This is a genomic window from Marinobacter arenosus, assembly GCF_019264345.1.
Taxonomy (GTDB): Bacteria; Pseudomonadota; Gammaproteobacteria; order Pseudomonadales; family Oleiphilaceae; genus Marinobacter; species Marinobacter arenosus.
Map to the genome: position 1 here is coordinate 2380906 of NZ_JAHVAO010000001.1, position 15758 is coordinate 2396663.

Sequence of the window (15758 nt, forward strand, 5' to 3'; positions counted from 1 at the left end):
AATACCCGGTGCACAGCAGAAAAACTAGAACCACGAGACTGTCATTGCACTGATTCCACCAGCAAACCGCGTTAGATCAGGGATGACGTCTCCAACCGACAGGGATTGCAACATGGCTAAGACATACGCTTGGCGCTCACTGGCAGTGATCGCCTTATCTGCAACACTCACGGCCCAGGCATGGGCAGACGAACAACACGTTGCCGATGGCAGCAAGGCCGACAATAAAAACCTGTTACACGACTCACCACTGCCGGACGGGCACGTTCCGGCCAACGTAAACTATGGCTTCGAAGTCGTCGGCCGCGATACGCTGGACGGCATCGCCAACGGCCTGTACACGGACGTGTGGGCACACGACGGCTACGCGTACATCGGCACCTTTCAGGAACCCGAGTGTAATCGCTCCGGCGTCTTCATTTCCGACATCCGGGACCCCGCCAATCCAGTGACGGTCGGCATGATCAAATCCCCTCCGGATACCCGGATCAACGACGTCAAAGTGACCGAAGTCGGCGATCGGGATGTGCTGATCCATTCACTTGAGCCCTGCGGTCTGCTGAACGGCAACGGCACGAGACAGAGAGGCCAGTCCGGCATCGCGCTCTGGGACGTCACCAACCCGGAGAAGCCCCACGCCCTGAAGCAGAACTTTCTCGATTTTCCGGTTCATAACGTCTTCCCCTGGACAACAGCAAGTGGCAACACCTACCTGCTGATTGTCGACGACGTGGCCCTCGACGATCTCAAAATCGCCGATATCACCAAGCCCCAGGCACCCAAACTGATCACCACCACCGGCATCGATACCTGGCTCGCGACCAACCCCGAGGTTGCTGCCGACGGACAGCTCTTCATGGGCACCTTTGCCACCCCACTGCTCCATGATATCTGGGTGAACGACATGGACCCGGGCCCGGGCGAAAACTGGCAGGCGGTGCTCTCCTACTGGGACGCCGGGTTCATCACGCTCGATATCAATGATCCCTACAACCCGGTGTTTCTGGGTGACTCCACCTACCCGGACCCGGACCCGGTCAACGGAACATCGCCTCCAGAGGGTAACGCCCACGCAGCCGTCTTTGCCGGGCCCAATTTTGACAAAGTTTTCGCAGGTGACGAAGACTTCGATTCCCTGTTCACCGCCGTGACCATTGATGGCGAATCCTACCGGGCCAGTCAGGGCAGCAACGTGCCCCAGATCGGACCGGGCGCGGACATTACCGAACTGACGGAACAAACCGCGTACGTTGGCCTGGCCTGTGGCGACACCCTGACACCGGCGGCGGACGTGGGCGCGAGCATTGCCCTGATCGAACGCGGGGCCTGTGCCTTTACCCTCAAGGCCCAGACCATTGAGGCCGCCGGCTACAGCGCGGGCATCGTCTTCAACTCGGCCGCACCTGGCAACTGCGAAGCGTCGGTTTCCATGCTGGTGGAGGCGAATATCCCGATGCTGTTCGTGCCGCGTTCCTCGGGCTTTGCGATCCTCGGCATCGATGGCTACGACCCGAATCTCTGTCCCGATGGGGAGGGGGCCAACCCGGCATTGCCTGCACCCGCGTCACTGGGGCTGGTAGCCACCCTGGGTGCCGTCTTTGATGGCTGGGGCTATCTGCACACCCTGAACAACACCTCAACCCAGATCACCGTTCCCCGGGGTATGGACGGCGAGACCGTCACCGTGGATTACCTGGGCGAAATGGGTTACTACGCGCCGGCAGAAGCCACCGATCCGGCATTGGCCACAGGCGCCGGCGACCTGACCATGCACAACCTGGAGATCGACCCGACCTACCCGGACCGAACCTTCATCAGCTGGTATTCCCTGGGCATGCGCGCCGTCGAGTGGCGCCCGGGCCATCTGCATGACAACAGCAAGGGCGAAGGTGTCGTGTCCTGGAACATGCACGAAGTCGGGCGCTTTATCGCCGGCGAGGAATACGGCGAAGCGGCCGGCTCCAATTTCTGGGGCGTTCATGTCACTGAAGTGAACGGCGAACAGTACATTCTGGGCACCGACCGCAACACCGGGCTGTGGATCTTCCGGTGGACCTGTGAAGACGCCACCGACGTGCTCTACTGCAACGCGCCTGCAACGCCTTAAACCACAGACTTACCCGGGCGGTGCAACGCCGCCCGGGATTATCGGGGAGAAGCCTCCAGCATTCGCAGTGTTTTCTCGTCGACTCCCAGTTGCCTCATCGCATCCGTTACCCCGTTTTCCTCCAGCCATTTCATTTGTATGCGGAGTGCCTCAGCCTCCATGGCAGGCTTTGATACCCGGACATCACGGGAAGGATCATTCACCTGGAAATGATGCACCAGTTCGTGCAGGAGATAACTGGTGTCCAGGAGATCGCCCGACTGAAAGTCGGTATTGAGGTAAACGACCGCCGCACGGGCATCGTAGGCTCCGCGAATGCTGGGAAGGCGATCGTGGGAGAATCCCGGGAAGCACAACTCTGCGAGCTCAGCCTGGGTTTTGAACTGAATGCCCGGCAGTTCCGTTTCAGAAAAGCGGGTTTGCCCAATGATCCAGTCTCCCAAGGTAACCGCCACCCGGGAAAGTTCCGCCGCGCCACTGTCATCAAGGGCGGCATCAGCACTGAGAACCGCCGGAACTGCCAGCAACCACAGTAAAAAGACCCACACGTTGAAGGCCGGCCGTGTGGTCGCAACTGACTGCACCCAATTTTTAGGCCTGCCCCGTCGCATGAGGATCGCCTTCCACGAGTTAACTTCATGGATGGTGGTCTGTCTTACTAGGCTAGCACAGCACGCTTACGAAGCTTCATTCAATTGCTCGAAGGGGTTTCTCCATGGCGAAATTCACCAAGGCGACCCCATTGCGTTCGACCTCGTTCTGCCGGATCACAGCAAACCCGCGGTGCTCGAAAAACGGTCGGGCAACGACGGAGGCTTCGACAAAGAGCCGTTCAAGATGCCTGGCTTTGGCATCCCTCAGCACCTGGGCATACAACGCTGACGCCACGCCCGTACGCTGAAACTCCGGATGGGTGTAGGCACAATCAATGTGGCCGTCCGCGTCCAGTTCCATAAACCCCGCGACGCGATGATCGACGATCGCGACCAGCGGTTTCTTAGCCGCCAGCCGCTCGGCCCAGGCTTCGTAATTGGGCGGCGTCGGGGCCCAGGCTTCTTTCTGTTTCGGGCTGTACACAGAGGGGGAGATCGCGTGAACCGCCCAGTGGAACAGGTCCGCGATCTCAGGAGCCCAATGGGCGCAGTAGGCATGAATTTTCATCGTCGTCCGTGTCCGATTTGCTAGTCAGTGGCCGGGCCACAGCATCCAACGCCTTGTTGTACGGGTGGGCAGACAACACTGCCGTACGAACAAAACACACAGCAGTCACCGTCCTTTGGCCTCAACAATGCCTGGCAGGCCTCACACTCGTAAAAGTACTGGCACGCATTGGTCGGCATGGTTTCCATTTTTTGATGGCCACACTCGGGACAGGTGATGGTGGATTCCAGAATAACCTCTGCCATGGCTGCCTCCCAGTTTCCGGTCGTCGACGCGTGGATGCCTTCACTGAAATGCTAGCACGGTTTCCACAACCCGGACTGAGACCGGGGAAGATCTGTCAATCAATTGGCGACGTGTCGCCATAATACTGGGACCCAGTCGGCCTTTCAGCACAGTGCCGCTGGTATACTCAGAGCAAACCTAACAACTGAAGCAAAGGATATGCTGTTTGTTATTGCTCCCATCCTGATTCTGCTACTTGTTTTCGGGCCCCACCTCTGGATTCGCCATGTCATGAAAAAACATGGTGCGCCGGATTCGGCTATGCCGGGCACGGGCGGCGAGCTGGCCCAGCACCTCATTAACCGGTTTGAGCTCTCCGACGTCATCGTGGAGCCGACCGATGAAGGCGATCACTACGCCCCCTCGGACAAAGCCGTACGCCTGTCCCGCGACGTGTTTGATGGCCGTTCCGTGACGGCAGTCGCTGTGGCCGCCCATGAGGTGGGCCATGCCATTCAATACCATCGCCAGGAAGCCATCACGGGATTGCGCCACCGGTACTCGCCGGTTGCCATCATGATCCAGAAAGTGGCAGTCGGTTTCCTGATTGCCATCCCCCTGGTCGTTGCCCTCTTCAAGGTGCCGCACGTGGCACTGCTTACGGCCCTGATCGGCGTGGTTGCCATGGTGGCGTCGGTGTTGGTCCAGTTCATCATTCTGCCGATGGAATGGGACGCCAGCTTCAACAAAGCCATGCCGATTCTGGTGAAGGGCGGATATCTCCAGAACCATCAGTTTGATGCGGCTAACAGCGTACTGAAGGCAGCGGCCTTCACCTATGTGGCCGCTGCGCTGCTGGACATCCTGCGGCTTGGCCGCTGGCTCATGATTCTCAGAAGCGCCATTCGCTGAAGGCGCCTAACCCGCGGGCACACTGCCCCTCACCCCGCATTTTCTCTACCAGGGAAGATTCGCCAAACCACAGGGAAACACCATGAAAATCGTTGCATTAATGACCTCTGTTCTACTCCTCTCGTACAGCCCGCTCAGCCTGGCCAATGAGACCGCCGATGCGCAAACACCGACCGAAGCCGAGATAACGGCGCAGGAGCAGGAGTACCGGCAGTGGGCCCAGGAATTCGTCGACAGCCTGAACTACCAGCAGGGCGAGATCAGCCTTCCTAATGGCGTGGCCACGCTGAATGTTCCTGAAAGTTTCTACTACCTGTCACCGGAAGATACCCAACGGGTTCTGGTTGAGGCCTGGGGCAACCCCCCCGGTGGCCAAACCCTTGGCATGCTGTTTCCGTCGGACGTCACACCGCTGGATGACGCCTCCTGGGGCGTGACCATCGAATATGAAGAAGACGGGTATGTGTCCGACGAAAACGCGAGCGAGATCGACTACGCCGATCTGCTTGAGCAGATGCAGGAAGACACCCGCGAGGTAAACCCGGAGCGTGTGGAAGCCGGCTACCAGCCCATCGAACTGGTTGGCTGGGCGGCCACCCCGCATTACAACGAGGCCTCGCACAAGCTGTACTGGGCGCAGGAACTCCAATTTGGCGATGACCCCTACCACACCCTGAACTACAACATCCGGGTATTGGGCCGCCAGGGGGTTCTGGTTCTGAACTTCATTGCCGGTATGCACCAGTTGCCGGAGATCGAAGCCAACCTGGACACGGTGTTGGACATGGCGCAGTTCGATGACGGGCACCGTTACAGCGACTTTGATCCGGAGGTGGATACCGTCGCAGCCTACGGCCTGGGCGCCCTGGTGGCGGGTAAGGCGGCGGCCAAAGCCGGCTTTTTCGCGGCGGCGCTGCTCTTTCTCAAGAAATTCGGCGTGATCATTCTTGCGGGCCTCGCGGCGATTGGCGGCAAGCTGTGGAAGAGCCGGAAATCCGACACGTAAAAGGGCGGCCGGGCACCTCGTTTCTCAGGGGTTTTGCCTGCCAGGCACACTGCGTTAGGCTGTTCATACATTGACCTGACAGGTGAGTCTGACTTATGGGACAGGTGCCCCCGCTCGACCCCGACCGCGTCGCCCTGATCGAGGCTGAAGGTTTAACACTGAAACCGTTGGAACCGCTGGGCGTTGAGATCTATGGCGCGGATGTTCGTTCCGAACTTCCCAGGGCCGTTGTCGAGGCGCTGGCAGTGGAAATGGCCAACCGGGGCTTCATCGTGTTCAAGCATCAGACCGACCTCTCTCCCGATGAACTGATCAACGCCAGCAAATGGTGGGGCGCTCACGAGATCCACTCCACCCACGGGGTCCATCCCGCCACGCCCGGCCAAAACCGTCACATCTTCCGCTGTTCCAACGACAGCCGCTACGGGATCCTGGGCGTCGGCCCCCAGTGGCACAACGATGGCAGTTTCGAAGCCGCGACCTTCTCGCATTCCGCGTATTACATGGCCAGAGCACCGGAGCGCGGGGGCGGTACCCACTTCGCGCATCAGGGCGCGGCCTTTGACACTCTGCCGGAGGAGAAACAGGCGTTCTGGCAACGCCTTGTATCGGTTAATTCGGCGTCGAGTGTGACCCATCCCGTGGTCCATACGCACCCCGTCTCCGGACGAAAAAGCGTCTGGCTTCACCTGGGCATGACCGGGGCCGTGCTTGAACGGTTGCCGGAAGAGGGACTCTCGATTGAGGAACTGCAGAGGGAACCGGCAACCGCGGACAAATTTCGGTTGCTGAACGACGCCGAAATGAAGGAGCTGTTCAACGACTACAACGATCTGATGAACGACTCCTTCGAGCGGGGTTACGGGATACGTTACCACTACGACCATGGTGATCTGCTCTACATCGACAACTGGGCCGTCGCCCACCGGGCTTCGCCCGAAGCCCATATGCCCGCCCAGGAGCAGGGGTTGAGAATCATGGATCGAGTCACGATCAAATCCGAACGGGAGTTATCACCTCACTTCGGCCTGCCGACCTACATCAACCTGTCCGGACCTCATCCCTTCAACAAGGATGGTGTTTGGCAGGCCGGTGGTGTGGGCTTCCGGTGGAAGGACGATATCCGCCTGCAGAACTGATCCACGACAGCAAGGAGACGCCGGTTAATGGACTGGGCATCAAAAGGCCTCTTTCCATTGTTCCGTATCGATGAACCACCGCTCTTCGTAGATCTTATCGCCGCGGAACTTGAACAGCACCGCGAGCTGAGAGGCGTGCACCTTGTCAGACTTCCACTCGACAATTGAAACGACTTCACCCTCTCCTTCAATTTGCCGAAGACCGGTCACCTCGAACCCCGGCGGCAGGATTTGCCCCAACCCCTCAAGCGCCGCCCGAAACGCTCGTTTTCCCTGAAGCACATTCGACTGGCCGGGCATGATGAATGCCATATCATCCACGTAGTCAGCGACCAACGAGTCCAGGTTTCCAGCGACTACCGCATCCCATCCTCTTTGCACAATGTCCGATAGCTTCATGTTCCTGCCCTCCCCTAAGAGACAAGCACAACAGTTAACGGCTCTGCCTATGCGTTAACTATAGCAACAGTCGCCGGTCGGCGACGGCCCACCCAATGACCGAGGGATCGGCACGGCCACATGCAACTGAGGGTTTGGGGAGTTCACCGGCGCATCGAGCCATGCCAGGGTGTCGGGCTCACCGGCTGTGTAGCCCCAATCGAGAACCTGTAGCATTCCACGACTAGAAGCTTGATTCCCGAACCCGCCGAGGCTTAACTTAAACCATCCTGGCTTTTTCTCTGCGAGGAGCCGAATCAGTTTCCGGACTGTCGAACGCGGATTACAGGGGCTTTGAAAAGGAGTGAAGCTGTACTGATTGCTTGAATCCAGGAACGGAGGAAAGTTATGGACCTGCCCACGTTCGATGAGCTTAAGGACCTGGCTCAACGTGATCCGGAAGCCTTTGAGACACTGCGGGCGGAACTGATCGAAGAGTGTATTCGCCACAGTTCCCAGCGCATTCAACGCAGACTGAGGGGCCTTCAATTCGTGATCGAAGCCCGGCGCCGGGTAGCCGGTAGTCCGATGAAGGCCTTATTGGATATACAGTCGATGATGTACGACTCGTTGCTCAGCCTGCGACAAGCCTTGCTGGATCAGCAGCGCCCCTGTGCGCCAACGGCGACGACAAACGCTCGAGTCCTGCGATTTCAACCGCCACTGTCGTCCGCGGATTAAGGCTTTGAGGCCCGGTTAACGAGGCCTCGAAGTCTGCCGTCCTTTGCGGTTCCCTACGAGTGCGCCAGCGCGTAGTCGATCGCCGCACACACCGCAGCAGCCTGCGCGTCATTGCATTGCCCGGGAGTCACACGGGGGCTATCAGGATAGACCTCGGTGGTGGTCGTGTAGGGGGCGCTGGTCATACCGGCGCACAGGCCCAACTGCTTGAGCGGATACTGGATGACGCCGCGGGCGACCACCGGAGATCCGAAAATCTCGCCGCCGTCGTCCGCCGGGGCGATATGAGTCACCTGCTCCACCGCCTCGATCAGTGCCCGCTGGAATTCCGGCTGCGGGTTCTCGGTGTCACCAACCAGGTAAAAGCCGTCGGGAATCCCGCCCGGCTCGAATGGCTTGCCGTCCCGGGCCGCCAGGGCGGGGCGAAACTCGGATTCGTCGGTATCGGTGGTCTCGTGCAGATCGATATGCAGCAGTACGCGATCACGCACCGGCGTCACCAAACGGATGAGTGCCGCCGACTCCTCAGCCGAACTGCCGTCGCGGAACGAGCGGTTCGGGTCAATCGCGTTCGCGTTCCAGCGATGGATGCGCTCGTACGCCCAGGGGCTGACACAGGGCGCGACCAGCAGGTTAATGCGGCCCGCGTAATCCGCCGCATGCTGATCGACGAACTGCAGCGCGCCGTGCACACCGCTGGTTTCATAGCCGTGTACCCCGCCCGTTACCAGCACCACCGGCAAGTCATCCTTCCAGTCGCGGCTCCGGATGGCCATCAGTGGATAACTGTCTGGGCCGTACTCCAGACGACCATACTCCTGTACCTCGAAGCGCGAGCGCAGGCGCTCGACCACACTCAACACCTCAGCCTCGTAGCTGCGTTGACGAGTCTGTCGTGACAACCACTCGGCGCGTTCCGCGTCGCCCCAGGCAACCCCGGGCGTACCGATCGGGTAGGAAGCGGGAGCCATGTTCATATCGCATCTTCTCCAGTGCTGGCCAATTCAGGGAGGCATTCTAGCAGCCGCAGCCCAACAACCGAGGATTTTCACGACGCGATAAAGCCCTGGCACTGCGAAGCAACGGAATCACTGAGGTGTCGTGGCAGGCGAAACTCCCTCTACAGGAGATCGGCACGCTGGAGCAGGCCAATTTCGTCTGTGCTCGCAAAGCGGGCAATATCTTTGATGGACAACCCTGGCCGAATGCGCCGGGCATCCCCAAGTGCCAAGGCGGCCGCCGCCTGATTGCCCGCGACAATCTGGGCAATTGCCAGAACCACCCGAGGCAGAAAAATCTTGTCATCACAGCGGCACGCAGCCGCCGCGGTGGCAATGGCCTCATCAAGCCTTCCGTAATTGATCATGCCGCGCGCCAGCAAAGCGCCCCAGGCCGCCAGACGGTTATCTCGGGGACTGATTCGAATGCCGTGGAGCATATAGTCGATCCCACCTTCCTCGCCCGTTTGTAGCAAAGCAGCGCCCAGGGCTGCCAGGGCCTGGGCATTACTCGGGTCGATCTCGACCGCTCTGCGAAGCATGTCGATACCACGCTGGTAGTCACCCATGTCGGCAAACGCACAGCCCGCGTACCCCAACACATCGGAGTCCTGACTATCCAGTGCCACCGCCGTTTCCGCGGCTTCGGTCGCCTCGCGCTTCCAGTCGCCTCCGTGGACCAGCCCCACCAGATGCCCTATGGCCAGAATCAGGGCGAGATACGCATGCGCAAACGCGAGCTCCGGATCCTGGGCAATCGCCTGGCGCAGCAAATCCGCCGCTTCGGTAAAACTCTCCTCACTCCAACCTTTCATTCCCAGCGTCGCGTGGGCCTGTCGGTACAGGGCCCAGGCTCCGAGATCCACAGTACGCCGCCTGCGCAACGTCTCAAGCTCGGCACGATTGAGTTCCGGCTCGATACAACCGACGATCTCGCACACCAGCTCCTCCTGCAACTCGGCAAGTTGGTCAGCCGGGATCACCCTGCGTTCGGACCATAACAGTCGACCGCTGGCTATTTCCTGTAACTGCAGCCCGACCCGAAGGTTCTCACCCCTGGCCCATACCGACCCTTCAATCACATAGTCGGCGCCCAGTTCTCGGCCGATCTCATCGATACTGATTTCCCGCAGGCGGTAATAGGCAGAGGTATTGCGCGACAGCACCATGAATCCCGGGATGCGGGCAAGCTGGATACCGATGTCCTCACCAAGCACATCGGCAATCCAGGCAACCTCGTCACTGCCCTGACTGTGTGAAAACGGCAGCACTGCCAATACCGGACGATCGTGGCTCTGGCCCTTGAACTGTGGGAACAGACACGCGGAGCCCAGGGCTTCGCTGCCGGCGAGGGCATTGTCACGCAAAAGCGCTTCGCGTTCCGAAAGCGGGGGCGGCGATTCCTGGGTCTGCGCCACGAACCGATAACCCCGACGATTGTAGGTGGCAATACGTTGCTGCTCGCGGCCGTTATCCCCCAGGGCCTGCCTGACCGCCTTTATGCGACTGCTCAACGTGGACTCGGTGACAATCTTCCCGGCCCATAGCTCATCCAGCAGCTCCTGCCGGCTGACAATACGGTCCCGGTGCCTCACCAGGTAGGCAAGCAAATCAAAGACCTGGGGCTCAAGCGACCGGAGTTCGCCGGCACAGCGAAGCTCAAACAGGTCGGTGTCCAGCTCGTAGTCGCCAAATGCTAGCCGCATCGCGCGCTCTCCAGGCTCTGATTATTCAATTGAAAGTAGCAAAAAACCTCCACAAAAGCTCCACAGAAGCTCCCGCTCATCCGCATGTAACGCGGTTCGGGCCTGTTTAAACTGGTTCTCAGATTGAAGCGCGGACGAAGAAACAGGGGGCTCAGGGTGATTCGATACACACGACACATTGGCTGGATATTCACCAACCTGTTCCTGGCTGCTGGCCTGGTGTTTTGGCCCCCGGCACTGTACGCGGCCATTCTGGTCACTGTGGCTCACTGCCTGGTTTTTGTGGCGCGGTACGACGGGCCATCCAGTTTTCCGCTGCAGGTGCGCTTTGTTTACCTGGCGCTGTTGATCATCGGCCTCATGCCTTACTGCCAATGGATCAACTGGATTCAGCTGCTGGGAACCACTGCCCTGATCACGGTGGATTACTGCCCGCTCGCACGGCTGCTTTCGCTGGCAAGCTGGAATCGTGACAAGCCACTCAGTCTGGAACTGATCCGAACAACGTTTTTAACGCCGCCGGTATCCGGCAGCTTTCTAAAGGTGGTTTAACCATTCTGGTAACCACCCTCAACCCGAAGGAGACACACCATGCCACTCGTTACAATCAACGTCATCGAAAACGTATTCAGCAAGGAACAGAAGCGGGAAATGATCGAGAAGGTCACCGATGCCATGGTCGCCATTGAAGGCGAAGCCATGCGCGGCGTTACCTGGGTCGTCGTCAAGGATGTCAAGGAAGGCGAATGGGGCATCGGCGGCCAGCCGTTGGGTAGCAGCGACGTCAGAAAAATACAGGCCGGCGCTGCCTGAGGCGTTTATGTCGCCCTTCCAGGCGGAACTGGACTTCCCTTCTCCAGAGAAGGGAAGTCCAACACTGAAGCGGTGCAAGATCAGCGCTGCGTGGTCTCACCGCGCGGCGTCTTCACGGAACCATTTCCACCGCAAGGTTCGGCAGCGCAATACCTTGCAGGTGCGTTTCCCAAGACTCGCCGGACCGAACGGCTTGAGCCGTTGTGATGGTGCCAGTCGTCACAATCTCATTGGAAACCGATTTTTCGGCCTACGGGCACGGCGCCCTCCAACAAGCGCGAAATTTTTCGGAGTTTACGCAGCCCGAAGCTCAACCTGGCCACCTATTTAGAATTCGCGCGCTTGCGAGCTTTGCCAGCACATCAGTAGGGTTAGCACTTTTTCTGTGCCAGCTATGAAGCGAACCTTCCCGAGTTAGCTTCAATCGCAAAGACCCACTGACCTCTCAATCTTGCTAACGTCCGTCGCCGCCCCGGCGATTGGGATGATGAGAAACCCAGTGCCTGCAAACGAGACGGATTGACTGATACGACCTTGCCCTTGTGCGTCGAGACCTAAAACCGTTTTAGCTGTCCCGACGCCAATAAACACATTCCCGGGCTCATGGGCCCCAGACGCTACGTATTCACGGTTCAATTCGATACGGCCGTCTGTGAACTCAAAATCTCTCCCTGCCTCGAAGGTCGATGTTCTTAGCATCATTCCATTCGAGATTGCAGAAACGATTATTCGATGGTTGTCTTCTTGCTTGATGAAAACGGCTTCAGGCTTGCTTTCTGGCTCAAACACCTTCGGCCATACGATATCGCTCAGACAAGCCAACGCTGAGCCATCCGCGGTGTTGCTGCAGTTTCTGTAGCATCCCTCAAAAGCTGTTAGGTTGACCACTTCGACGAACCCCGAATCATTACGAGGCACGGTTGACGACGCACAGCCGGCCAACGTTGCTATTGCCAGAAAGATAAATACGCGGTTCATTGTGCGCTCATGCCGTGCGAAACGGCGGCTGAAAACCCTCAGCCTTACGCGGTTGGTCATGTGTTTTTTGTCCAGAAAAACTCCATCTGATGCGCCGTTTTCTCCGCCAGTTCGTCACTGTGCAAACGACTCACCAAATGTAAGCTCATATCAATGCCGGCAGATATCCCGCCTGAACTCACGATATTGCCCTCGTCGACCCACCGCACACCGTCGACCACGTTGAGCCGGCTAAACAGGTTCCGGAGATCCGGAATGTCCTCCCAGTGCGTGGTGACTTTGCAGGACAAAGACTGAACGGCTTGTGCGAGCAGGAAAACACCGGTGCAAACGGTAGCGATGAGTTTCACGGACTGAGCCTGGTCCCTGATCCAATCGGTGACCACTTTATTTTCCAATTCGGACGTGTACACCCCGCCTGAAATTACCAGCACATCCAGCGGCGGATGATCCTTAATCGAGTAATCGGGAAGGACTTTATAATCGGCTCTGGCAGACACCACGGCATTGTGTTCGGCAATTAAAAATACCGAGAAGGCTTTGTTCCCGTCACACAAGCGCGAAGCGGTGGAAAACACTTCGAACGGCCCGGAAAAATCGAGCACTTCAGCATCGGGGTAGATAAAAATGCCGATGTTCATTCAATGCTCCTCAAACACATAACGTTAATGGCAGCGGCGCGACGTCAGCAGCGTCCCCTGACCGCCCTTGTTAGCCGATGAACCCTGACATTGCATCCGAACGTGGCGCATGCTCACCTTTCAGACCATCTTTGACACCGGCCTGATTACGCTCAGGCTGGTTTTGACTGGCCTTCAACTTTCCAGTCAACTTCTTGATCTTGACCTCGACTCCAACGATCCCCTGCACCAAGCGTTCAGTGAAATCCGTTGGTGCGTCATCGACAGCCCAAGGCTGTGCTCGACCTTTTTCGTGTTGGTCTGTTAGCTGACGCACGTGCTCCTTGAGCCAAACAGGGTCCTGTATAACACGGGCACTGCCTTCAACATGCACGGCCAGATAATTCCAGGTTGGAACGACGCGACCGGTTTCCGCTTTCGTGGGATACCAAGATGGCGACACGTAAGCATCTGGGCCCTGAAAAATGGCCAGGACAGCCTCACCGTTTTGAATGCGCTGCCATACCGGATTACTCCGTGCCAGATGACACTGCAACGTACCGAGTGAGTCGTCTGCTTCCATGCTCAAGTGGAAAGGAACATGGTTCGCTTCAATACCCTCATCGTCGGCGGTCACAAGTAACCCGAAGCCATAGTCACGGATATATTGATGAAGTTTTTCTGTGTCATCTTCCCTGAAGTGATTTGGCACGTACATCCAGCATCGACTCCCTTGCAGATTTTCTATTCAGCTAACGCCGCGGTTCAGCGGCTTGCCCGGCCCTGTTATACGCTGCCCTCGCTCTCAACGACAAGCACACGCACCTCACCTCTTGGGTGGGCAACATGCTCCGTACCGACTGAAGCAAAGAATATGTCCCCTACCTCCAGAGCAGCGACTTCCTCAGTGCCATTTAAGCGGTAGTGCATATCGACTACACCATCTAAAACCACGAAGACTTCCTCGCCATCGTTTACGTGCCATTTGTATGGCTTATCCGTCCAGTGCAGGCTGGTGGTGATTCCTCGCATGTTTGCGATTTGCTTTGATCCCCACGCGCGATCGGCAATGAAATGCTTACTTTTTATAACTTCCATTTTTTGGATCCTTACTACTCACTCAGAGCTCAATCTGCGTATGGCGACTGGCATCACCGGTGAAGAAACCGGCACATAGCGAGAAAAATCAATGTTGGGCGGAACCCAAGTTTCGCTGCCTGCATCGAAGATCCTGGGACCATCGGCGCTACCTACCTCCACTTTGATGCCTTCCTATTTGCACTGGACGTAGGTTGGGGCCCAACCTTCCTCCTGGCGGTGAGCGGCAGCTTTGGATACAAATTCTTTGCCAGCTTGAACCACCAATGGGACGTGTTCACCAGGGACGAAAAGGTCGATGTCACATAGCTCACGCTGCGTCTATTTCCGAACCCGCGCCGGTCATTCTTTCGCGTTAATAGTTATAAATCAGCGAACTACAGCATAGACCAATGGAGTGCCAACAGGAAATAAGCGTTATTTGTCGTTGAACTCCGGGCCAGCTCAGCGAATTCCCCGGCTGATCGCGGCAACGCCCATTTCATGATTCGGTCCCCAACTTTAAATATTACATGGAGTTAAGATAGTATCGCTCTGGATTGATTCTAAAAGGGACTTGTATGAAACGCCTGCTGATTGTTCTCGTTGTCGCTGTTGCCGGTCTTTTGGGTTCCGCGTACTACAAAATCACCAGTTCAGTGACCGACGGTCTGGAACTCGCCAAGATGCAGCTGGCGCCGTTTGCCGCCATGGAGTACGGCAGCGTAACCACGAACTTCTCGGGGGACGTTGAGGTGCACGATCTCCGCTTCACCTCCCGGGCAACGTCCGAGGTGATTGCGGTGGACAAGGTCGCTCTCGGGACCGGCAGCCCCTGGGCCCTGCTGACGCTCAGGGATCATTTCCAGTCCGGTCAGATGCCGGACTACCTGAAATTCTCCATTGAAGGGCTCAAGGCCGACATGGCGTTCATGTCCAACCTGGAAGAGGCCGCCCAGGGCAGCAATCCGTTCAGCCAACTGGAAACCGCGGGGTGCGGAGCGCGTAGCTACTTCAACCGAAGCGACCTGGCGCGCATGGGCTACGACTACCTCACGCTCGATATGGACGTGGCGTACCGGCTCTCCGAAACCGGCAACCAACTCACGCTGACCACTGAGATGGTCTCCCGGAACCAGATGGCGGTGGGCCTGGAAATGGTCGTCTACCATTCCGGCTCGTTCAGCGAGATGGCCTTGTCGCCACAGGTGGCGCAAACGGCGCAACTGGAGGCGGCCACGATTGAATTTGAAGATCTCGGCTACCTGAACCGTACCCTGGATTTCTGCGCCAAGGCGCTGGCGATGGAAACCGAGGCGTACCGAACCCACCATCTGGAGGCCTGGGTCGCCGAATGGCAGGCGATGGGACTCAAGCCCAGCGCAAGCCTGGTCGACATTTACCAGGATTACCTTACGCATCCGGGCAGTACGCTGACGTTCCAGATGGAGCCCTTCCCGGCTCTGGATCTCGGGGACAACTATCTGAGCCCGGACCCCGTCTACCTGAGCGGGCGACTGAACCCGAAACTGGGCACGGAACGGTCCGGACTGCAGGCCATCAGCGTCAGCCGGGCGGACACGGCAGTGGCCGAGGAACGCCGCAGCCCGGTGTCTGTCCCGGAATCCGCGCCATCGCAGCCGGCGGCACCGGAGCCTGCTCAATCCGCTCCGGCCTCCTCCGAGGGCAGGATCTCCCTGGCCCAGCTTGATGATCATCTCCAGCACGATGTGCAGATCCAGCTGGCCAACGGCCGAGCGATTGAGGGGCGTATCCAGGCGGTGGAGGGCAATGCCCTGAAGCTCAAGCGCCACATGTACGGCGGCACCATGGTGGTTCCCGTTCCCCTGGCTGACATCCGTAGCGTAACCCTGCTCTAGCGCTCACGACCGCCCCG

Annotated in this window: 18 protein-coding genes; 8 read left to right on the plus strand and 10 right to left on the minus strand. The window is 58.3% G+C overall.

All coding sequences use genetic code 11. The annotated features are described in order from the left end of the window. Positions 1-112: 112 nt before the first annotated feature. On the plus strand, positions 113-2107 hold the full coding sequence (locus tag KXD86_RS10970) for a PA domain-containing protein (RefSeq protein WP_218636059.1): 1995 nt from the start codon (positions 113-115) through the stop codon (positions 2105-2107). Positions 2108-2145: 38 nt separating this feature from the next. Here the strand turns inward: KXD86_RS10970 and KXD86_RS10975 are convergent, their stop codons facing one another. From KXD86_RS10975 to KXD86_RS18895, 3 genes are all read right to left on the minus strand, one after another. Next, positions 2146-2691, minus strand: coding sequence for a DUF6647 family protein (locus KXD86_RS10975; RefSeq protein WP_218636060.1), 546 nt, complete (start codon positions 2689-2691; stop codon positions 2146-2148). A gap of 103 nt (positions 2692-2794) precedes the next feature. Next, on the minus strand, positions 2795-3268 hold the full coding sequence (locus KXD86_RS10980; RefSeq protein WP_218636061.1) for a GNAT family N-acetyltransferase: 474 nt from the start codon (positions 3266-3268) through the stop codon (positions 2795-2797). A 20-nt stretch (positions 3269-3288) separates the two neighbouring features. After that, positions 3289-3513, minus strand: coding sequence for a GDCCVxC domain-containing (seleno)protein (locus KXD86_RS18895; RefSeq protein ID WP_228739369.1), 225 nt, complete (start codon positions 3511-3513; stop codon positions 3289-3291). A gap of 199 nt (positions 3514-3712) precedes the next feature. Here KXD86_RS18895 and KXD86_RS10985 point away from each other — a divergent pair, with 199 nt between their 5' ends. The 3 genes from KXD86_RS10985 (at position 3713) to KXD86_RS10995 (ending at position 6550) form a co-directional block, all read left to right on the plus strand. Next, positions 3713-4405, plus strand: a complete 693-nt coding sequence (locus KXD86_RS10985; protein WP_218636062.1) for a zinc metallopeptidase — start codon at positions 3713-3715, stop codon at positions 4403-4405. Between the two features lie 82 nt (positions 4406-4487). Next, a complete protein-coding gene (locus KXD86_RS10990) occupies positions 4488-5411 on the plus strand; it encodes a DUF2167 domain-containing protein (protein ID WP_218636063.1) in 924 nt (307 codons plus the stop codon). 95 nt (positions 5412-5506) lie between these two features. Beyond that, on the plus strand, positions 5507-6550 hold the full coding sequence (locus tag KXD86_RS10995) for a TauD/TfdA dioxygenase family protein (RefSeq protein ID WP_218636064.1): 1044 nt from the start codon (positions 5507-5509) through the stop codon (positions 6548-6550). Between the two features lie 39 nt (positions 6551-6589). Here the strand turns inward: KXD86_RS10995 and KXD86_RS11000 are convergent, their stop codons facing one another. Then, positions 6590-6949, minus strand: coding sequence for a nuclear transport factor 2 family protein (locus tag KXD86_RS11000; protein ID WP_218636065.1), 360 nt, complete (start codon positions 6947-6949; stop codon positions 6590-6592). A gap of 387 nt (positions 6950-7336) precedes the next feature. Between KXD86_RS11000 and KXD86_RS11005 the strand changes: the two genes are divergently transcribed. Next, the gene (locus KXD86_RS11005; protein WP_218636066.1) at positions 7337-7669 is read left to right on the plus strand and encodes a DUF3135 domain-containing protein; all 333 of its coding nucleotides are present in this window, start codon (positions 7337-7339) and stop codon (positions 7667-7669) included. 53 nt (positions 7670-7722) lie between these two features. On the opposite strand, the gene KXD86_RS11010 is transcribed toward KXD86_RS11005, so the two are convergent. Next, on the minus strand, positions 7723-8646 hold the full coding sequence (locus tag KXD86_RS11010; RefSeq protein WP_228739370.1) for a M14 family metallopeptidase: 924 nt from the start codon (positions 8644-8646) through the stop codon (positions 7723-7725). A 143-nt stretch (positions 8647-8789) separates the two neighbouring features. Then, a complete protein-coding gene (locus tag KXD86_RS11015; protein WP_218636067.1) occupies positions 8790-10373 on the minus strand; it encodes a winged helix-turn-helix domain-containing protein in 1584 nt (527 codons plus the stop codon). Between the two features lie 156 nt (positions 10374-10529). On the opposite strand from KXD86_RS11015, the gene KXD86_RS11020 reads away from it, so the two are divergent. Both KXD86_RS11020 and KXD86_RS11025 read left to right on the plus strand, forming a co-directional pair. Further along, positions 10530-10925, plus strand: a complete 396-nt coding sequence (locus KXD86_RS11020) for a hypothetical protein (RefSeq protein WP_218636068.1) — start codon at positions 10530-10532, stop codon at positions 10923-10925. Between the two features lie 39 nt (positions 10926-10964). Continuing rightward, on the plus strand, positions 10965-11186 hold the full coding sequence (locus KXD86_RS11025; RefSeq protein WP_218636069.1) for a tautomerase family protein: 222 nt from the start codon (positions 10965-10967) through the stop codon (positions 11184-11186). A gap of 420 nt (positions 11187-11606) precedes the next feature. Here KXD86_RS11025 and KXD86_RS11030 read toward each other — a convergent pair whose 3' ends face one another. From KXD86_RS11030 to KXD86_RS11045, 4 genes are all read right to left on the minus strand, one after another. Further along, positions 11607-12224, minus strand: a complete 618-nt coding sequence (locus KXD86_RS11030; protein WP_218636070.1) for a hypothetical protein — start codon at positions 12222-12224, stop codon at positions 11607-11609. Further along, positions 12221-12805 (minus strand): DJ-1/PfpI family protein, encoded by a 585-nt coding sequence (locus KXD86_RS11035; RefSeq protein ID WP_218636071.1) that lies wholly within the window; start codon positions 12803-12805, stop codon positions 12221-12223. The genes KXD86_RS11030 and KXD86_RS11035 overlap by 4 nt, the downstream gene beginning before the upstream one ends. 70 nt (positions 12806-12875) lie before the next feature. After that, on the minus strand, positions 12876-13502 hold the full coding sequence (locus tag KXD86_RS11040; RefSeq protein ID WP_218636072.1) for an FMN-binding negative transcriptional regulator: 627 nt from the start codon (positions 13500-13502) through the stop codon (positions 12876-12878). Positions 13503-13570: 68 nt separating this feature from the next. Beyond that, positions 13571-13882, minus strand: a complete 312-nt coding sequence (locus KXD86_RS11045) for a cupin domain-containing protein (RefSeq protein ID WP_218636073.1) — start codon at positions 13880-13882, stop codon at positions 13571-13573. A gap of 560 nt (positions 13883-14442) precedes the next feature. Here KXD86_RS11045 and KXD86_RS11050 point away from each other — a divergent pair. Continuing rightward, positions 14443-15741, plus strand: a complete 1299-nt coding sequence (locus tag KXD86_RS11050; RefSeq protein ID WP_218636074.1) for an aq_1923 C-terminal domain — start codon at positions 14443-14445, stop codon at positions 15739-15741. Positions 15742-15758: the final 17 nt, after the last annotated feature.

What these genes read in the sequence shown, in the direction of transcription:
- KXD86_RS11015 (WP_218636067.1), bottom strand. Translation starts at nt 10,373, where the DNA reads ATGCGGCTAGCATTTGGCGACTACGAGCTGGACACCGACCTGTTTGAG.
- KXD86_RS11050 (WP_218636074.1), top strand. Translation starts at nt 14,443, where the DNA reads ATGAAACGCCTGCTGATTGTTCTCGTTGTCGCTGTTGCCGGTCTTTTG.
- KXD86_RS18895 (WP_228739369.1), bottom strand. Translation starts at nt 3,513, where the DNA reads ATGGCAGAGGTTATTCTGGAATCCACCATCACCTGTCCCGAGTGTGGC.
- KXD86_RS11000 (WP_218636065.1), bottom strand. Translation starts at nt 6,949, where the DNA reads ATGAAGCTATCGGACATTGTGCAAAGAGGATGGGATGCGGTAGTCGCT.
- KXD86_RS11005 (WP_218636066.1), top strand. Translation starts at nt 7,337, where the DNA reads ATGGACCTGCCCACGTTCGATGAGCTTAAGGACCTGGCTCAACGTGAT.
- KXD86_RS10970 (WP_218636059.1), top strand. Translation starts at nt 113, where the DNA reads ATGGCTAAGACATACGCTTGGCGCTCACTGGCAGTGATCGCCTTATCT.
- KXD86_RS11035 (WP_218636071.1), bottom strand. Translation starts at nt 12,805, where the DNA reads ATGAACATCGGCATTTTTATCTACCCCGATGCTGAAGTGCTCGATTTT.
- KXD86_RS10990 (WP_218636063.1), top strand. Translation starts at nt 4,488, where the DNA reads ATGAAAATCGTTGCATTAATGACCTCTGTTCTACTCCTCTCGTACAGC.
- KXD86_RS11040 (WP_218636072.1), bottom strand. Translation starts at nt 13,502, where the DNA reads ATGTACGTGCCAAATCACTTCAGGGAAGATGACACAGAAAAACTTCAT.
- KXD86_RS11030 (WP_218636070.1), bottom strand. Translation starts at nt 12,224, where the DNA reads ATGACCAACCGCGTAAGGCTGAGGGTTTTCAGCCGCCGTTTCGCACGG.
- KXD86_RS10980 (WP_218636061.1), bottom strand. Translation starts at nt 3,268, where the DNA reads ATGAAAATTCATGCCTACTGCGCCCATTGGGCTCCTGAGATCGCGGAC.
- KXD86_RS11010 (WP_228739370.1), bottom strand. Translation starts at nt 8,646, where the DNA reads ATGAACATGGCTCCCGCTTCCTACCCGATCGGTACGCCCGGGGTTGCC.
- KXD86_RS10995 (WP_218636064.1), top strand. Translation starts at nt 5,507, where the DNA reads ATGGGACAGGTGCCCCCGCTCGACCCCGACCGCGTCGCCCTGATCGAG.
- KXD86_RS11025 (WP_218636069.1), top strand. Translation starts at nt 10,965, where the DNA reads ATGCCACTCGTTACAATCAACGTCATCGAAAACGTATTCAGCAAGGAA.
- KXD86_RS11045 (WP_218636073.1), bottom strand. Translation starts at nt 13,882, where the DNA reads ATGGAAGTTATAAAAAGTAAGCATTTCATTGCCGATCGCGCGTGGGGA.
- KXD86_RS10985 (WP_218636062.1), top strand. Translation starts at nt 3,713, where the DNA reads ATGCTGTTTGTTATTGCTCCCATCCTGATTCTGCTACTTGTTTTCGGG.